The 17636-nt window shown below is 67.4% G+C and carries 16 protein-coding genes; 4 read left to right on the forward strand and 12 right to left on the reverse strand.

Annotated elements, in window-relative coordinates:
* Positions 1–94: 94 nt before the first annotated feature.
* Positions 95–730, forward strand: a complete 636-nt coding sequence (locus ACT6SE_RS12125; protein ID WP_046431169.1) for a GNAT family N-acetyltransferase — start codon at positions 95–97, stop codon at positions 728–730.
* On the opposite strand, the gene ACT6SE_RS12130 is transcribed toward ACT6SE_RS12125, so the two are convergent.
* Positions 727–1506, reverse strand: a complete 780-nt coding sequence (locus tag ACT6SE_RS12130; protein ID WP_046431172.1) for a CDP-diacylglycerol diphosphatase — start codon at positions 1504–1506, stop codon at positions 727–729. The two genes, ACT6SE_RS12125 and ACT6SE_RS12130, sit on opposite strands and share 4 nt — an antisense overlap.
* A gap of 68 nt (positions 1507–1574) precedes the next feature.
* Positions 1575–2234: a hypothetical protein gene (locus ACT6SE_RS12135; RefSeq protein WP_046431176.1), complete on the reverse strand. Its 660-nt coding sequence runs from the start codon at positions 2232–2234 to the stop codon at positions 1575–1577.
* Positions 2235–2403: 169 nt separating this feature from the next.
* Between ACT6SE_RS12135 and ACT6SE_RS12140 the strand changes: the two genes are divergently transcribed.
* Positions 2404–2700, forward strand: coding sequence for a hypothetical protein (locus tag ACT6SE_RS12140; RefSeq protein WP_014037553.1), 297 nt, complete (start codon positions 2404–2406; stop codon positions 2698–2700).
* 69 nt (positions 2701–2769) lie between these two features.
* On the opposite strand, the gene ACT6SE_RS12145 is transcribed toward ACT6SE_RS12140, so the two are convergent.
* From ACT6SE_RS12145 to ACT6SE_RS12175, 7 genes are all read right to left on the reverse strand, one after another.
* Positions 2770–3654: a hypothetical protein gene (locus tag ACT6SE_RS12145; RefSeq protein WP_046431179.1), complete on the reverse strand. Its 885-nt coding sequence runs from the start codon at positions 3652–3654 to the stop codon at positions 2770–2772.
* Between the two features lie 111 nt (positions 3655–3765).
* Positions 3766–5466, reverse strand: coding sequence for a D-lactate dehydrogenase (gene dld / locus ACT6SE_RS12150; RefSeq protein WP_046431182.1), 1701 nt, complete (start codon positions 5464–5466; stop codon positions 3766–3768).
* Complete coding sequence (gene lldD, locus ACT6SE_RS12155; RefSeq protein WP_046431185.1) at positions 5463–6602, reverse strand: FMN-dependent L-lactate dehydrogenase LldD; 1140 nt, start codon at positions 6600–6602, stop codon at positions 5463–5465. The genes dld and lldD overlap by 4 nt, the downstream gene beginning before the upstream one ends.
* A 4-nt stretch (positions 6603–6606) precedes the next feature.
* A complete protein-coding gene (gene lldR, locus ACT6SE_RS12160) occupies positions 6607–7371 on the reverse strand; it encodes a transcriptional regulator LldR (protein WP_014647493.1) in 765 nt (254 codons plus the stop codon).
* Positions 7372–7424: 53 nt separating this feature from the next.
* Positions 7425–9083 (reverse strand): L-lactate permease, encoded by a 1659-nt coding sequence (gene lldP / locus ACT6SE_RS12165; protein ID WP_046431188.1) that lies wholly within the window; start codon positions 9081–9083, stop codon positions 7425–7427.
* A gap of 223 nt (positions 9084–9306) precedes the next feature.
* Positions 9307–9759 carry an MgtC/SapB family protein gene (locus tag ACT6SE_RS12170; RefSeq protein WP_014647495.1) on the reverse strand — a complete coding sequence of 151 codons (453 nt, stop codon included), beginning with the start codon at positions 9757–9759 and terminating at the stop codon, positions 9307–9309.
* 129 nt (positions 9760–9888) lie between these two features.
* Entirely contained in the window at positions 9889–10647 is a 759-nt protein-coding gene (locus ACT6SE_RS12175; protein WP_032957706.1) for an SDR family NAD(P)-dependent oxidoreductase, read from the reverse strand.
* 396 nt (positions 10648–11043) lie between these two features.
* Between ACT6SE_RS12175 and ACT6SE_RS12180 the strand changes: the two genes are divergently transcribed.
* Complete coding sequence (locus tag ACT6SE_RS12180; protein WP_046431189.1) at positions 11044–11997, forward strand: helix-turn-helix transcriptional regulator; 954 nt, start codon at positions 11044–11046, stop codon at positions 11995–11997.
* 741 nt (positions 11998–12738) lie between these two features.
* Here ACT6SE_RS12180 and ACT6SE_RS12185 read toward each other — a convergent pair.
* From ACT6SE_RS12185 to ACT6SE_RS12195, 3 genes are all read right to left on the reverse strand, one after another.
* A complete protein-coding gene (locus ACT6SE_RS12185) occupies positions 12739–14649 on the reverse strand; it encodes a CocE/NonD family hydrolase (protein WP_032957710.1) in 1911 nt (636 codons plus the stop codon).
* A 216-nt stretch (positions 14650–14865) separates the two neighbouring features.
* Positions 14866–15252 carry a DUF4440 domain-containing protein gene (locus ACT6SE_RS12190; RefSeq protein ID WP_014647499.1) on the reverse strand — a complete coding sequence of 129 codons (387 nt, stop codon included), beginning with the start codon at positions 15250–15252 and terminating at the stop codon, positions 14866–14868.
* Complete coding sequence (locus tag ACT6SE_RS12195; RefSeq protein WP_046431192.1) at positions 15252–16610, reverse strand: MFS transporter; 1359 nt, start codon at positions 16608–16610, stop codon at positions 15252–15254. The genes ACT6SE_RS12190 and ACT6SE_RS12195 overlap by 1 nt, the downstream gene beginning before the upstream one ends.
* 105 nt (positions 16611–16715) lie before the next feature.
* Here ACT6SE_RS12195 and ACT6SE_RS12200 point away from each other — a divergent pair, with 105 nt between their 5' ends.
* Entirely contained in the window at positions 16716–17612 is an 897-nt protein-coding gene (locus tag ACT6SE_RS12200) for a LysR family transcriptional regulator (protein ID WP_046431195.1), read from the forward strand.
* Positions 17613–17636 lie beyond the last annotated feature (24 nt).

Here is a 17636-nt window from a genome sequence, read left to right on the forward strand (position 1 = left end):
GGTGGTTTCAACGGAAATGACCAGCCCTGATGGGCTTATGCCTGAACCGAATCAGACGCGTTTACGGCACCACCCCACTTTTGCAATGAATTGCATGGCCTGGCGCGTCAGTGATGCGCATCGTGCCGGGATGACCAACAGCGCCCCTTCCACCCACTTCGCCCCACTGCGACCCGTCCTGCGCCGCCACTTGCTCCACCTCCAGGCCACGCCCATCACCCTGCGTTCGTTCCAGCGCACCGACCTGCCACGCTGGCGTGCCTTCGACGACCGTCGCCAGCGCGGCCAACGGACGTCCTACGGCATTGATGAAGAGGCGCGGTTCCTCGCCAGCGTCTATCGTTCACGCCTGCAGGAAGACAACGACCTGCTGGTGCTGGGTGTGTTCGACGACGTGCAGGGCGTACTGCACGACCAGCTGCATATCCGCCTGCAGTCGCTGCACTCGCGCTGCGCCGAGCTGCAATCGCTGCAGCACCGGCACCCCCATCCGCAGGCGGCACTGCGGGCACTGTGCCCGTTCCTGTTCGACGATGTCGGCCTGCACCGCCTCTTCGTGCTGCTGCCGCCAGGCTGCACCAGCCCGTTTGCCCAGGCGCTGCAGGCCCATGGGTTCATCCGCGAAGGGATCCTGCGCGACTACCATCTGGACGCGCAGGGATGGCATGACCGTCAGCTGCTGGCGCTGACCGCGTCGGCCTGGCGCAGCTGCCAGCAGCCGATCGGCTAGCGCACCCGCTCCAGTGCCGCACCGGCGCCGGTCAAGACCGTGCAGGCATGGTCCTGCAGTTCCTCGCCGCTGGCATCGTTGCCGCTGGCGGCATCCACGCGGGTAGCCAGCAGGATGAAGCCGGGGCCGCCCTGCACCTCGCCGCGCCCGGCCACCACCAGGCTCCACTGGCCCACATCGCCCACGCCGCTCAGGCCATAGGCCAGCAGATTGAGCGGATTGGCGGTCAGTTCTGCACCGGGCAGCAGATAGGCCTGGTACTGATGCCCGCGCAGCGGCACCGGAAACGGTGACCAGCGCGGACCGAGCGCACCGGCATGTGCATCCAGTGCCTGCAGCACATCCGCGCGCAGGCAGTCGACATGGATGTGCAGCTGGTGCTGCGAGCGACCGTGCGGCGAATTCAGTGCCAGGCTGGCCACGCTGCGCGGCAGCGGCCGGCCCAGGGCCTGTTCGGTATGCCCGCGCGCCTGCCAGGCGGCCGCAAAATAGTTGGGTACCCCACGCTGGTACAGGCCGTGGCTCTCGATGCCACTGACCTTGTCCAGCGGCATCAGCAGGAACTGGTAGTCACCGTGCGCATCCTTGACCAGCACGTCGCGGCGGTCGGCCGCCGTCTCCACCCGCAGGCAACTGCCACGCGGTCCTTCCACCGCCTTGCAGTCACGCTCGATCAAGCGCCACAGCGCATCGGAATGGGCCGGCGGTGGAGGTGGCGCGCTGGCGCAGGCGGACAACAGCAGCAGGGACGACAGCAGCAAAGGGCGCAGGGACACGGCGGCAACTCACGGAACAGGCACGGCAGACGGCGCCGCGCTGCATTCTAGCCAGTGCAGTGCTGCAGTCAGTAGGTGCCGAACGGCACTTCAACCACGAACGGGGCCTCGCCGTCGCCGCCCTGCAGGGTGTAGCGGTCCAGCGCGCCATCATCATCGGCGTGCGGCTGGCGCTGGAAATGCAGGGAATAACGGTTGTCGCCCAGCAGGACGGCACTGCCATCGTCCTCCAGCGCGGCGCCCTCGGGGATCAGCAGCCCGCCCAGGTCGCTGTAGGCCCCGGGCACATCGGCGAAGCCGTAGTCTGCCAGTTCGTCCACCCGCTGCATCGCGTAGACATGCGGCAGATAAGGACGCGCCGGGCTGCGGCCATTGCTCAGGTCGGTCACCCAGGCCTGCGGCAGGTGGTACTGCTCGCGCAGCGCGGCCACGCCCAGCGACGGGCTGGCCACCTGCAGGCAACACACCGCCCGCTTGCCTTCACGGTCGAGGATGGCGAAACGGTCGCCGCGGGTCGCGGCCTGCGGCAGCATGGCGAAGGCCAGATTGCGCTGGGCCGGCGCGTAGCCGGCCTCGGTCTGAAGGTTGCGCCACGCGCCGAACACCGGCGTTTCCGCGGCTGCGGCCGGCACTGGCTCGGCGGCAGTAGCGGCACACGCCACGGCCAGCACCGATACTGAAAGTACCGTCATCGCCCTGCGCTTGTCGCGGAAACTGTCTGCCGTCATACCGTGTCCAGCACCTGCACCGGAATGGCCCGGCCTGCCCGCTGGCGCGATGCCAGTCATCCCTCCCACTATGCAATGACCGTGCTGTGCCGGCAATGACCGGGGCGCTGACGCCTTTCGCGCGCCGGGTGCTATCGTTCCGCCCATCTTCCCTGCGCAGGAGCGCTGCATGTCCGCCTTCCGTCTGTCCCTGTTGCTACCCGCGTCGGCCCTGCTGCTGTCGGCCTGCGTCAGCACCCCCGGTCCGCAGGTCAAGGGTACCGGCCACTGCGACGCCAGCCAGCTGGGCTGGGCAATCGGCCAGCCTGCCAATGAGCCCAACATCCGCCGCCTGTCCAGCGAAAGCGGTGCCGGCCTGGTCAACCCGATCGGCCCCAACACCATCACCACCAAGGACATCCGCCACGACCGCCTGCGTGTGTACGTGGACAAGGACAACATCATCACCGCCACCCGCTGCGAGTAGGCGCTGTAGAGCCGAGCCCATGCCCGGCTGCGCTTCCGTGACAGCCGAGCGCAGGCTCGGCTCTACAGCTCAGGGCTCGGTATACCCCGCGCAGTCCGGCAGCGCCTGGTCGGGGTGGAACACCCCATCACTGAAGCGGAACAACCGCGTGTAGCTGCACGCCGGGTCCTGCTCGGTGCGCAGGTCCTTCTTCTTCAACGGCCCCTTGGCCAGCGAATCCTCGAAGCGTGAGACACCGGCCGGGAACCGCGTCGCCACCGTCTGGTAGCGCAGCACCGGCATGCCCCCGGCGGCGGTATCCAGCGCCAGCCTTGCCGAGAACCGATACTCGTCGTGGCAGGCGCCTGCGCGCTGCTTCATGTCCTGCTCGCTGAAACAGGCGCGGATCATCGCGTTGCCCAGCCATGGCAGGGTCAGCACGTCGTCGTCCACCTGGATGTCATCCTGCAGGTGACGCACGCGCGCCAGCTGCAGCGTGGACGCGTCGGCACCACCGCCTGAGTACATCGTGCTGAATTTGACGATACCGCCCACCAGCACGTTCTGGCGGGCGCGCTGCCGCGGGTCGCTCACTGCCTCATCGCTGCCAACGCCAGGCGCAAGCCGCACGATCCACGGCCACAGCGAAAGCTCGCTTTCCTGCGGCACGTCGATGCTGACGTGGTAGACGTGCGGCTCGCTTTCGCCGGCCTCCCGTTCAGAGACTTCCAGCGTCGTCGGCCGATCGCCGTCCTCGGCCACCGGCTGCACACGCACGCACCAGGCACGATCGAGGGTGCAGTACTGCATGCGTGCTTCGCCCTGCCCTCCCTGTTCCAGCACCTGCCCCAGCGGCTCCATCACGTTGCCGGCGGCGTCGCGCTGCTGCGGCAGGATCGCGGACTGCGCCAGCACCAGCAGCGGTGTTGCCAGCAATGCAGCGCACAGGGTCGCGCGGGCAACGATGGTGGGCATGGGCGGCTCCTGCGTACGGGATTCCGATGGTAACCGCTGTCCGGGTGGGGCTGAGCCATGCTCGACGGCTGTCTGTCGGGAAGAGCAGCCGAGCATGGGCTCGGCTCTACATCATCCGCAGTCGCAGCCACCCCACCCTTTTTCCTTCGAGGTCTGGCCGATGCCCGGATTGAACGTATTGCTCGGGTCCAGCTGCCGATAGAACCCGGCCAGGGCCGGCTTGGCCGGGTACAGGTGGCCGACATTGTGCTCGGCCGGATACTCGGCGCCGCGCTGGTCCAGCAGCGCCCACATCGCGTGCTCGATCGCCATCGGGTCTTCGCCCTTGCGTGCGATGTAGTCCTGGTGGAACACATGGCACAGGAAGTGCCCGTAATACAGCTTGTGCAGCAGGCGGCCATCGATATCGGCCGGCAACTGCTCGAACCAGTCGGCATCATCGCGGCGCAGGGCGATGTCCAGCGCCACGATGTCCTGCACCTGCTCGCGATGCACCTCGCGGTAGCGCACCGCGGCACCGGCCACCGCGAAGCGATGCAGGAACGCCTTGCGCCCCTCCTCCGCCGTGCAGTGGAAATACCCGCCTTCGTGCCCGCCGAAGAAGCCGCGCAGCCAGGCCTCGGTTTCTGCTGCGTCCTGCGCGGAGACCTTCAGCAACAGGTGATGCTCATAGCGCTGGCGGAACTCGCCCATGCGCCTGGGCAGGTGCGAGGGCAGCAGGCCGGTCAGCACCTGCATCACCCGGTCGGTCACCCCGCGCAGGCCCAGCCGTTCGAACCAGCCGTCGACGCGGCTCTTCAATGCGAACGCGGCGGGCACACGGGAAGTGCCGAGTCGGTCGATCAACAGGAAGCTGTCCTTGCCGTAGCGCTCGCCGATGTCATAGGCATCGCGGTGGATGTATTCACCGGCAATCGGCAGGCGCTCGAAGCCGGTCAGCAGCTGGCGCCGGATCGCAGTGAGGCTGTCGGTGCGGTTGCTGCCGATGTAGAAGACCTCGGCAGCCTCCTTTTCGAAGGTATCCAGGCGCACCGCGAACACCGCCAGCTTGCCGGCCGAACCGGCGGCTTCGAAGTGGCGGCTGGGATCGGCGTTGAAGCGCGCCGGCGTATCGGCATCGACCCTGCGCACTTCCTCGGCATAGCGTGGATCGGACGCAGCGCGGCCATCGCCGTCACCCACGTCGGCAGCGGCATAGTCGCCGGCCTGCAGGCGCTGCAGGATCTGCTCGGGCGTATCACCCAGCGCGATGCCCAGATGGTTGACCAGCTGCAACTGGCCCTGCGCATCGACCTGCGCATACAGCGCCAGCTCGGTATAGGCCGGGCCACGGCGCACCAGCGCGCCGCCGGAGTTGTTGCAGATGCCGCCCAGCACCGAGGCGCCGATGCAGGAGGAGCCGATCACCGAATGCGGTTCACGGCCCAGCGGTGCCAGGGTCTGCTCCAGGCGGTCGAGCGTGGCGCCGGGCAGGCACAGCACCTGGCGGCCCTCGTTCAACAGCTGGATGCCGGTCAGGCGCAGCGTGCTGACCAGCAGGATCGGGCGCCCATAGTCGTCCCCATCCGGGGTCGAGCCACCGGTCAGGCCGGTATTGGCCGCCTGCAGGATGATCGCCGCTCCGCCCTGCACCGCCGCCTGCAGCACACGCCACAATTCCAGCAGCGTGCCCGGGCGCACCACCGCCAGCACCGGGCCGTCGCCGAAGCGGTAGCCACGACGGAAGCGGCGCGTGGCCTTGTCGCCGGTCAGCACATGGCGGCTGCCGACCGCGTCGCGCAACTGCGCCAGCACGGCGTCATGGCCACTCATGGCAGGTTGACCAGCGAATCGCGCCCGATGTCGGCAATACGGTGCGCGCCGGTCAGTGTCATCGCCACGCGCATCTCCTTGGCGATCAGGTCCAGCAGGTTGGCCACGCCGGTCTCGCCCTGCGCGGCCAGCGCATAGACGAAGGCGCGCCCCAGCAGCACGGTATCGGCCCCCAGCGCCAGCATGCGCACCACGTCCAGGCCGGTACGGATGCCCGAATCGGCGAGGATCTTCAGGTCGCCCTGCACCGCATCGGCGATGGCCGGCAATGCACGTGCGGTAGACAGCACGCCATCCAGCTGGCGACCACCGTGGTTGGAGACCACGATGCCATCGGCACCGAACCTGACCGCATCGCGCGCATCATCCGGGTCGAGGATGCCCTTGATCACCATCGGGCCCTTCCAGAACTCGCGGATCCACTCCAGGTCCTTCCACGAAATGGACGGATCGAAGTTGCTGCCCAGCCAGCCGATGTAATCCTCCAGCCCGGTCGGGTTGCCGCGGTAGGTGGAGATGTTGCCCAGGTCATGCGGACGGCCGAACAGGCCGACGTCCCACGCCCAGTGCGGATGGGTGACGGCCTGGCCGATGCGGCGCAGCGAGGCATTCGGGCCGCTCATGCCGGAGTGTGCATCACGGTAGCGCGCGCCCGGCACCGGCATGTCCACGGTGAACACCAGCGTGGTCACGCCGGCGGCCTGTGCCCGCTCCAGCGCATTGCGCATGAAGCCACGGTCGCGCAGCACGTACAGCTGGAACCACATCGGCCGCTGGATGGCCGGTGCCACTTCCTCGATCGGGCACACCGATACGGTGGACAGGGTGAACGGGATGCCCCGGCTGTCGGCCGCGCGCGCCGCCTGCACTTCACCGCGGCGGGCATACATGCCGGTCAGGCCGACCGGCGCCAGCGCCACCGGCATTGCCAGCGTTTCGCCGAACAGCTCGGTTTCCAGGCTCAGGTCGGACATGTTGCGCAGGATGCGCTGGCGCAGCGCGATGTCGGACAGGTCGGAAACGTTGCGCTTCAGCGTGTGCTCGGCATACGCGCCGCCATCGATGTAGTGGAACAGGAACGGCGGCAGCCGGCGTTGCGCTGCGGCACGGTAATCGGTGGAGGCGGAGATGATCATGGGGTCAACCGTGTGGGGAAGGCAGGCGCGAGGCCCGCGCACGCCGGGCTTCGTTGTCATCGAGCGTGCGCAGCGTGGTGTGCACGAACTCGAGGTGGGCATGCGCGGCGGCGCGCGCGCGTTCGGGGTCGCCGGCCAGCACCGCATCCATCATTTCGCGGTGCTGGTCGGACAGGGGCGAGAAGGTCCTCGCCGAGGTGTAGAGCTTCTCGCGGCTCTGCGAGATGTTGGTCTGCAGCAGTTCGAACAGGCCGCGCATCACCTGCAGCAGCACCAGGTTGTGGGAGGCCTCGGCGATGGACAGGTGGAAGGCCGCGTCAGCCTCTGCTTCACCGGTGGGGTCGTCCTTGCCGTGCGCGTCCATCATGGTCTGGAAGGCCTGCGCGATGCGCGTACGGTCCTCATCGGTGGCTCGCAGCGCCGCGTGCCAGGCAGTGGCACCTTCCAGCGCGTGGCGGATCTCCAGCACGTCAAAACGGTATTCCGGGTCGCCCTGGAACAGCGGCAGGTACGGCGCCAGTGGTTCATCCAGCGCCTGCCGCGCGCGCGCCGCCGGTTCGGCCACGTAGGTGCCGCCACCGATGCGTGCGGTCAGCAGGCCCTGGCTGGCCAGCTGCGCGATGGCCTCGCGCAGCGCGGTGCGCGAGACCCCCAGCTGCACCGCCAGGGTGCGCTCAGCGGGCAACCGGTCGCCCGGCCGCAGCCGCTGTTCCTGCACCAGGCCGCGCAGCTGCGCGGCCACCCTGTCCGAAATACGTTGCGTGCTCATGGCGCCATTGTGGCCCGAAGCGCACAGCGGGTGGTCGGCCAGCCATGCATGGCTCAGGGAATCATCCAGGTCAGCCAGTAGGCCTGGGCCAGGGTGATCAGGCCGACCATCGTGGTGAAAATCAGGCTGTGCTTGACGGTGAAGCGGAACAGGTCCGACTCCTTGCCGGCCAGGCCGACCGCCGCGCAGGCAATGGCGATCGACTGCGGCGAGATCATCTTGCCGGTAACGCCACCGGTGGTGTTGGCCGCCACCAGCAGCACGTCGGATACGCCGATCTGCTGCGCGGTGGTGGCCTGCAGCGCCGAGAACAGCGCATTGGACGAGGTATCCGAACCGGTCAGGAACACGCCCAGCCAGCCCAGGAACGGCGAGAAGAACGGGAACGCATCGCCGGTGTGCGCCAATGCCAGCGCCAGTGTTGCCGACAGGCCCGAGTAGTTGGCGATGAAGGCGAAGGCGAGCACCATGCCGATCGAGTAGATCGGCATGCGCAGCTCACGCACGGTTTCGCCGAAGGTCTGCAGCGCCGAGCGGGCCGGCATGCGCAGTGCGATGATCGCGATCACCGCCGCAAGGATGATCGCGGTGCCGGTGGCCGAGAACCAGTCGAATTTGTAGATCGCCTCATAGCTGAGCGGCGCGTCGACGATCGGCGGCATCTTCTGCACCCTCTGGTCCAGGCCCGGCACCGGGAGCTTGAGCACCCAGCCTTCCAACGGGCCGCCTGCCGCGAACAGCGACTTGAACGGCTTGATGCTCCACAGCGTGACCATCGCGGTGAGGATCAGGAACGGCGACCACGCCTTGGCGATCTGGCCGACGCTGTAGCGTGGTGCCTCCAGTGCCTGCGCGGCCGCCTCGGCGCTGGTTTCGGTATCGAAGCGGAAGATCCGTACCGGCTTCCAGCGGCGCAGGAACAGGGTCAGGCACACCAGCGACGCCAGCGAGGCGGTGATGTCCGGCAGCTCCGGGCCGATGAAGTTCGAGGTGAGGTACTGCGCGATGGCGAACGAGCCACCGGCCACCAGCACCGCCGGCCAGGTTTCCCTGATGCCACGCCAGCCATCCATGATGGCCATGATCCAGAACAGCACGATCACAGTCAGGAACGGCAGCTGGCGGCCGGCCATCTGGCCGATCTCGAATGCATCCAGGCCGGTGACCTGCCCGGCCACGATGATCGGGATGCCCATCGCACCGAACGCCACCGGCGCAGTGTTGACGATCAGGCACAGGCCGGCGGCATACAGTGGCTTGAAGCCCAGCCCGACCAGCAGCGCCGCCGTGATCGCCACCGGCGCACCGAAGCCGGCCGCGCCTTCCAGGAAGGCACCAAACGCGAAACCGACCATCAGCATCTGCAGGCGCTGGTCTTCGGTCACCGACAGGATCGAGGCGCGGATGATGTCGAACTGACCGGTCTTGACCGAGACCTTGTAGAGGAACACCGCGCCGATGATGATCCAGGCGATCGGCCACAGGCCGTAGACGAAGCCGAAACCGGCCGCGCCCAGCGCCTGGCTCAACGGCATGCGGTAGAACAACAGGGCCACGCCAAGCGCGATGGCCACGGTGATCGTGCCGGCCAGCCAGCCCTTCATGCGCAGCACCGCAAGGGCAACGAAGAAGAACGCGATCGGCAGCAGCGCGATCAGGCTGGACAACCACAGGTTGCCGGCGGGGTCGTACAGGTGTTGCCAGGGCTGCATGAAGGCTCTCGACTGGGGCGGGATGTGCTCCACCGCAGGCGGTGGGTCGCCGTGGCTGTCGATTATTGGTCGTACCAATAATGATTTCGATCAGACCACTTGCAGCTGATTTAACCGCCGCTCCGACGAAGTGCCTATTAGACCATAGGGCTAGACTTCATATTGGTCCGACCATTACGGCTCTCATGGTAGTGGCGGCCGCTGGCCGGCAACTAGACCTTCCCTACGGAATCCTTTTCTCCAACCGCCGCATCACCGCCAGCACCAGCACGCACAGCACGCTCACCCCGATGGCGATCACGTACTTGCTGATCCCCACCGCAATCCCGATGGCCGCTGCCATGATCAGCGAGCTGGCCGTGGTCAGGCCGCTGACCTGGTCCTCGCGTGACCCACGCAGGATGGTGCCAGCGGCAACGAAGCCGACACAGGCCACCACCGCTTCGATCAGGCGCACCGGATCGACCTGCAGCAGGTCGCGGTAGCGCTCCTGCTGGAAATGCTCGGCCACCGAGTCGCCGAGGCCGACGATCAGCGCAGCGGCCCCCGCGATCAGCATGTGCGTACGCAGGCCAGCGGCGTGCTTGCCCATCTCGCGCTCGACGCCCAGCACGCCGCCAAACAGCATCGCTGCGGCTACGCGCAGCAGGATCGAGACATCCTGGGTGAGTTCCATGGCCAAGCTCCGGGGTTTTCCCGGAGCGTCGCGTGGCCCCCGTGGCACAGAGGTGAAGGCCACGCCACAGTCCGTTCACCCGGTAGCGCCGGGCGACACCCGTCGGCACCGCACCCTGCGTTCAACGCATCACTGCGCCAGGTAGCCACCATCGATGGCGTAGTACGCGCCGGTCGCAAACGAGGCGTCGTCGCTGGCCAACCAGGCCACCAATGCCGCCACTTCCTCGGCCGTGCCCAGCCGCTTCAGCGCGTGCCGTCCTTCCAGCGTGGCACGCACCTTCGGGTCCATCTTCTCCAGCAGCGGCGTGCTGATGAAACCCGGACCCACCGCGTTGACACGGATGCCGTCGGCCGCATGTTCCCACGCGGCGGTCTGGGTCAGCCCGACCACGCCGTGCTTGGCCGCCGCATAAGCGGTGGAACCGGCATAGCCCACCTGGCCCAGGATCGAGGCCATGTTGATGATGCTGCCGCCGGTTCCAGCGGCCCGCATTGCCTGGATCTGCGCACGCTGGCACAGGAACACACTGGTGAGGTTGACGTCGATGACCCGCTGCCAGCCCTCGATCGGATAGTCGCCGCTGCTGGCCGCCGGCCCGCCGATACCGGCGTTGTTGACCGCCACATGCAGGCCGTCAAGTTCCTTGACCGTGCGCTGCACCGCCGCCTCCACCGCTGCATCGTCGGTGACGTCCAGCGCGATGCCGATGGCCTGTGCGCCGGTGCTGCGCAACTGCGCCACGGTGGCATCCACCGCATCCTGCTTGAGGTCCCAGACCGAAAGACGGGCACCGGATGCGGCCAGCGTCTGTGCCACGGCCAGGCCGATGCCCGACACGCCGCCGGTCACGATCGCGGTCTTGCCGGTCAGCTGGTAATCAATCATCTGCATTCTCCATCGGTGGGGGGAGCGATGCGGCGCGCGGCCGCCAATCCATCACCTTACGCCGGCCGCTGTGACGAGCAGACCAACAGCCTGTCCGCGGATGATCGTTCCAGCAATGAAACCTCAACCGAAGTTCATGTAGGGAATCAAGTACGGATATAGCGGCAAAACGCTGGCGTATGTCCGGCACCCCGTTCAACTTGGCCGTAATGACCAATCGGTTTGACCGTATTCAAATCCCCTGCGAATGATTCGCAGCGACAATGGGAAACGTTTCCAGTTTCTTCGACACATTCCTTCCAACCTGGCGTTTTCCGGCCTTCCAGGCTGCCCGCTACGCGGGGCAGCACATGGGCTCATGGCGCCAGCGCCTCCCCCTCCTGTACGTGCCGAGCGATGTCCCGATACTTCACCTTTGCCGATTACCGCCGCTTCGGCCAACGCCACGGCTTCGATTACCGCGCTGATCCGGAACACCTGCGCGACGACCAGTGGGCCGGCCGCGGCGAAGTCAACGAACAGTTCATGCGCGGTGGCATGAGCCTGATCGCCTCCGACGTGCATAACCGGTTCCCCTATGTGGCGACCGCGCAACAGCGGCCCGGGCTCGCCATCCGCGTGATGCTGCAGGGTCAGGTCGACGTGCGTATCCCGCGACGCGGAAGTTTCACCCTGCGTGCCGGCACCGCGATGACCGCCCACCATCGCGACCAGATCGAGATGACCGGCGCGCACCCTGGCGAAACGCGCCTGCGCGGGGTCAGTGTGATCGTGCCGGGTGGCATCGACGCGGATGTTTTCCAGATGCCACAGTTGGAAAAAGCGCTTGGCACGCACCTGGAATGCCGCCACTGGGCCATTCCCCACGCCATGCTGCCGGTGCTGGGCCAGCTGTTCGACAGCCCGTGGCAGGACGGCATCGACGCGCTGTGGCGCGAAGGCGTGGCATTGCAGCTGCTGGCCCTCGGCCTGCAGGCCGAGGAGCTGCAGACCGACCCGGTGCGCACGCTGCGTGCCGGCCAGCGCGAGCGCCTGGAACGGGTACGCAGTTACCTGCATGACGACCCCAGCCATGCACACAGCCTGGTCGAGCTGGCCCGGCTGGCCTGCATGAGCCCCAGCTCATTGCGCCGCCATTTTGCCCAGCAGTATGGAAGTTCGGTGTTCGACTACCTGCATGAACAGCGCATGCGCCATGCCGAACAGGGCCTGCGCGAAAACGGATGGACGGTTGAGCAGGCCGCCGCCGCCAGCGGCTACCGCCACCCCAGCAACTTCGCCGCCGCGTTCCGTAAGCGCTTCGGTCTGGTCCCCAGCCGCTGGCGTACGGGCCCGTCGAAGGTGGGGTGAGAATCCCCGCTCCGGTAGGTGTCGACCTTGGTCGACATGCTCCTGCACCGTCGCCGATGCCGGCCAGCGGCCGGCACTACCAAAGCCGCCTGATTCGACATGCCATGACTCAGCCCCGGTAGGTGTCGACCTTGGTCCACACGCTCCTGCACCGTCGCGGATGCCGTCCAGCGGCCGGCACACCAAAGCCGCCTGATTCGACATGTCATGGCCAGCCCTGGCAGGTGTCGACCTTGGTCCACACGCTCCTGCATCGTCGCGGTAGCCGGCCAGCGGCCGGCACTACCACAGCCGCCTGATTCGACATGCCATGACTCAGCCCCGGTAGGTGTCGACCTTGGTCGACACGGTCCTGCACCGTCGCCGATGCCGGCCAGCGGCCGGCACTACCAAAGCCGCCTGATTCGACCTGCCATGGCTCAGCCCTGGCAGGTGTCGACCTTGGTCCACACGCTCCTGCATCGTCGCGGTAGCCGGTCAGCGGCCGGCACTACCAAAGCCGCCTGATTCGACATGCCATGACTCAGCCCCGGTAGGTGTCGACCTTGGTCGACATGCTCTCGCGCCGTCGCGGATGCCGGCCAGCGGCCGGCACTACCAAAGCCGCCCGATTCGACATGTCATGACTCAGCCCCGGTAGGTGTCGACCTTGGTCGACACGCTCTCGCGCCGTCGCGGATGCCGGCCAGCGGCCGGCACTACCGCCGCCGGGCATCGCGCACCCGGCGTACCTCATCAACCTCAATACACCGGCAGATCGATGTAACTGGCCTGCGCTGCGCTGTGCCAGACCCGCTGCGTGGCCTTCTGGTAATCGCCCGGCTTGGCCAGGTAGATGTTCGGCACGTACGTCTGCGGATTGCGGTCATACAGGGGGAACAGGCTGGACTGCACCTGCACCATCACCCGATGGCCCTTCTGGAAGGTGTGGTTGGCGTTGGGCAGGTCGAAGCGGTACGGCAGCACCTGGTTGGCGGCCAGCGGCTTCGGATCGCTGAAGCTTTCGCGGTAACGGCCACGGAAGATCGCCAGCGACACCGGCAGCTCGTAGCCACCCATCTCCGGCGTCGACGCTTCCTGGTCCGGATACACGTCGATCAGCTTCACCACCCAGTCGCTGTCGGTGCCACTGGTCGAGGCCTGCAGGTGAACCACCGGTGCGCCGCCGATGCGCAGCGGCGCCGTCAGCGGTTCGGTGATGAAGGTCAACACGTCCGGGCGGCCATCGACGAAGCGCTGGTCCTTCACCAGCCAGGTGGTCCACATGTCGCGGTCGCCGAAGCGGACCGGGCGCGGCACGAACGGTACCGGCTTGGCCGGGTCGGACACGTATTCCTCGAAGTCCCCCTCGCCCGCCGCCGGTGCCTGGAACGCCAGCTTGCCGCCGGCGCGCAGGTACAGCGGCTTGCTGCTGGCGGCACAGCCCTTGTCGCAGCTGCGCGGCCAACCCTTCAGGCGGTCCCAGTGGTTTTCGCCGGTGTTGTAGATCAGCACCGGCGGCGTATCGGCCTTCGGCGCGCCATCCACCAGGTACTGGTCGAAGAACGGCTTGAGCACATCGCGACGGAACTGCAGCGCGGTATCGCCATCGAACTTCAGCGCACCCAGCTCGCTGCCGCCGTAGTTCACCTGGCTGTGCCGCCACGGGCCCATCACCAGATAGTTGCGGTTGTTGCCGCTGTCGCGCCCTTCCATCGCCTGGTAGGCGTGGTTGGCACCCCACATGTCTTCCTGGTCCCACAGGCCCTGCAGCCACATGGTCGGCACCTTCAACGGTGTCTTGGCCATCACCGCGTCCAGCGCCTGGCCCTGCCAGAAGCCATCATAGGCCGGGTGCTCGACCAGCTTCTTCCACCAGGTCAGCTGGTCCACGCCGGTGAAACGCGCGTAGTCACCGGCCGAACCGAGGCGCAGGAAGGTGCTGTAGTCGTCATAGCCGAGGCTGGGCAGCGGCGTGCCCTTGCCGCGCTTCTCGGTCTGCATTGCGAAATAGTTGAAGTTGACCTGACGGAACGCACCGTAGTTGAGCCAGTCGTCACCCATCCAGCCATCGACCATCGGGCTCTGCGGCGCGGCCACCTTCAGTGCCGGGTGCGGGTCGGTCAGCGCCATCACCACGGTGAAACCCTCGTACGACGAGCCGAGCATGCCGACCTTGCCGTTACTCTCCGGCACGTTCTTCACCAGCCAGTCGATGGTGTCCCAGGCGTCGGTTGAGTGATCCACCCTGGTGTTGTTCAACGGCCCGCGCAGCGGCCGGGTCATCACGTAATCGCCTTCGGAGCCGTACTTGCCACGGATGTCCTGGAACACGCGGATGTAGCCGCCGTCGACGAACACCTCGTCGCCCTGTGGCAGCAGGTCGCGCATGCGCGGCGAGTCACTGCGGTTGGCACGGCCGGCGGCATCGTAGGGGGTGCGGGTCAGCAGGATCGGAGCATTGCGGGCACCCTTGGGCACCACGATCACCGTATACAGCTTGGTGCCATCACGCATCGGCACCATCACCACGCGCTTGTCGTAGTCACGACCGACATCGGGGGCAACGAAGGGCTTGCCGCTGATGTCCGGGGTCATCGGCGGGGTATCGGCGGCCAGCACGGCGCTGGACAGGCAAAGGGCAATGGCTACAGCGACGGCACGCACACGCATGGACAACCCCTCCCGGCAGGAAAGCTCCAAGCCTACTCCTGCCCCGAGCCATGAAGTGTGTGCGGGCTTTGCATTCTGCGGTGGATGCAGGCAGGACTGATGGCACATGTGCGGCCAATGTGGGAGCAGTGCGTCCTGTAGAGCCGAGCCCACGCTCGGCTCAGACCGCCGCGACCTACCCGAAGAGCAGCCGAGCGTAGGCTCGGCTCTACAACATCAGGCTACCGGCACTTCATGCAGGGCCAGCCAGCGCCAGCGCCCGGTTTCCTGCCGCAGCACCGCCAGTGACTCCCGCCATGCAGGCGTGCCGCCATCGAGCGAATGCCCTTCGCGATAGCGCAGCACCGCCAGCGGTGAAGGCGCTTCCACCGCGTGCACGGCGTCGATGGAAATCCGCAGCCCGGGGCGCGCCCCGTGACCGCCCGCGAACAACGCCTGCACGGCTTGCCGATCCAATCGGCGACCCGCGATGCCGACCATGCTGAAGTCCGCGCTGAAGTGCGCCATCAGATCCTCCAGCGCATCGGCGCCGACATCGGCACGGAACCAGGCCTGCAGCTTGTCGTGCAGGTGGTGGATTTCATGTTCTGCGGTGGTATCCATCAGATGTTCTCCGGTTGCGAAAGGGTGAGCAACTGCGGCCGGCGCAGCAGCGCCATCGGCAGCAGGGTCAGTACCGCGGCCAGACCCAGCGCCATGCCGGTGCCGTGGGCCGGCAGCCATTGCATGGCCAATGCCAGCAGCAGCGCGATGGCCGCGGTGCCCAGGCAGAAGCTGAGCTGGCGGTTGAGGTTCCAGAGTGCACTGGCATCGCCCAATGCTTCGCCCTCGACCCCATGGAAGGCCAGCGTCTGCGCGGTGCTGCTGCACAGGCTGCCGCCGGCGCCCATCAGCGCGAACAGCAGCCCGGCCAACGCGAAGGCCGGCTGCGGCAGCAGCGCCATCAACAGCAGGCCGCTGGCCTGCAGGAGCATGCCCGTACGCAGTACCGTGGCCGGGCCGAAGCGCGCCAGCAGGCGCTTGCTGGCCGTGATCGCAATGGCCGAGGCCAGCGCCCAGGGCAGCATCAACGCGCCGATGCGTGCCGCGCTGTAACCGGCCTGGTGCAGCTGCAGGGTACTGACCAGCTGGCTGCCGATGAACACACCGGGCACTGCCAGATAGACCAGCATCGCCAGGCGCAGGCCCCGATGGGACAGCAGCGACCAGCGCAGCAGGGGCTGCGCCTGCTGCCGTGCATGCCGCAGGTGGGCCGCCGCCAACAGCATTGCGATCGACAGCAGTACGGCACCGGCGGCCCGATGGCCGGGTTCACCCAGCCAGGTCAACGCCAGCAGCAGCGCGCCCAGCGCCAGCATCGCGGTGGACAGCGCATAGGCCTGCAGGCGCGGCGCACTGCGCGCGCCATCGGCCGGCATCCAGGCCAGCACCAGGCTGATCGCCACCACCGCCAACGGCAGGCTGGCCCAGAGCACACCGCGCCAGGACAACCACTGCACCAGCAACCCGCCCAGCGCTGGCGCCAGTGCGGGCACCAGCAGCGCCACCAGCAGGATGCGGCGGGTCAGCGCGCCACGCTGGTCCGGCGTGCACTGTCGGTACGCTGCCGCCTGTGCCACCGGAATCAGCAGGCCGCCGGCCAGCCCCTGAAGCAGGCGCCAGCCCAGCAGCCAGCCGATACCCGGTGCGGCGCCGGCCAGCACAGCGGCAACCGCGAACAACAGCAACGCCACCAGCAGCAGGCGACGCTCACCACAGCGCGCGGCCAACCAGGGCGCCAGCGGAATCACCACGCTCAGGCCCAGCATGTAGGCGGTGCCCACCCAGGCCAGGGTACCGACATCAGCGTGCAGTTCCGCTGCCAGTGCCGGATAGGCCACCGTGGCGATGAACATGTTGACCAGATCCAGGGCGAACACCAGCAGGAAGATCGCCTCATGGCGCAGGCGGGGGGACGGCATCGGCGGCGCTCCAGCAAGGAAGCGTCCAGCATGCCGTCCGGGCTTTGTTGGAAAAACACGACAACACCTGCAACACTGTCAAATCTGTTTTGACAATGAATCGCCATGGTCAGCCTCGATCGCTTCGATATCTTCCGTGCCGTGGTCGAGGCCGGCAGCCTGACCGCAGCGGCCGATCGGCTCGGCCTGAGCCGTGCGGTGGTCAGCTTCAACCTGAAACGGCTGGAGCAGGAGCTGGGCGTGACCCTGCTGCTGCGCAGTACCCGCCACCTGGCCCTGACCGACGCTGGCGAACAGTTCCTGCAGCACTGCATACAGGCGCTGGATGCCGCGCAGGCGGCAATCGATGCCGCGCGGCGCGACCAGCACCAGCTGCAGGGTGTGCTGCGCCTGACCACCACCCCGGAGTACGCGCAGCTTCGCCTGATTCGCGCACTGGAAGCCTTCCGTGCGCGGCATCCGGCCCTGCAGCTGCACCTGTCCACGTCTCCCGCGCCGGCAGACCTGATTCCCGAGCGCTTCGACCTGGCGATCCGTCTTGGCCGTCTGCCCGATTCGGGCCTGCATGCCAGTGAACTGGAACGGCACCCGCTGTGCGCGGTGGCGGCTCCGTCACTGCTGGCACGCCTGCCCTCTGCCGATGCGGCCGATGACCCGGCCCAGCTGGGCACCCTGCCCCGCCTGGGTTACCCGCGCCTGGCCGACGTGCCGGTGGTCGCGCCCGACGGCAGCGACGCCTTGTTTGCCACCAATCCGGGCAATGCAGTGGTGCGCGTGGATGGCGCCAGCAGCCTGCGCGCCTTCGCCGTGGCCGGCGCCGGGGTCACCGTGCTGCCACGCTGGCTGATCGAGGACGACCTGGCCCAGGACCGCCTGCGCCCGGTGCTGCGCCAGCACCGCTTCCCGCAGCAGAGCGTGTACGCGGTCTACCCGCACAGCACGCAGCCCTCGCCGAAGGTGCGGCAGCTGATCGATTTCCTGCGCGGGTGGTTCGCCATATGAAAAGGGGACGGAGGGGATTAAGTC

The organism is Stenotrophomonas sp. LC732 (assembly GCF_052446685.1).
Taxonomy (GTDB): Bacteria; Pseudomonadota; Gammaproteobacteria; order Xanthomonadales; family Xanthomonadaceae; genus Stenotrophomonas; species Stenotrophomonas muris.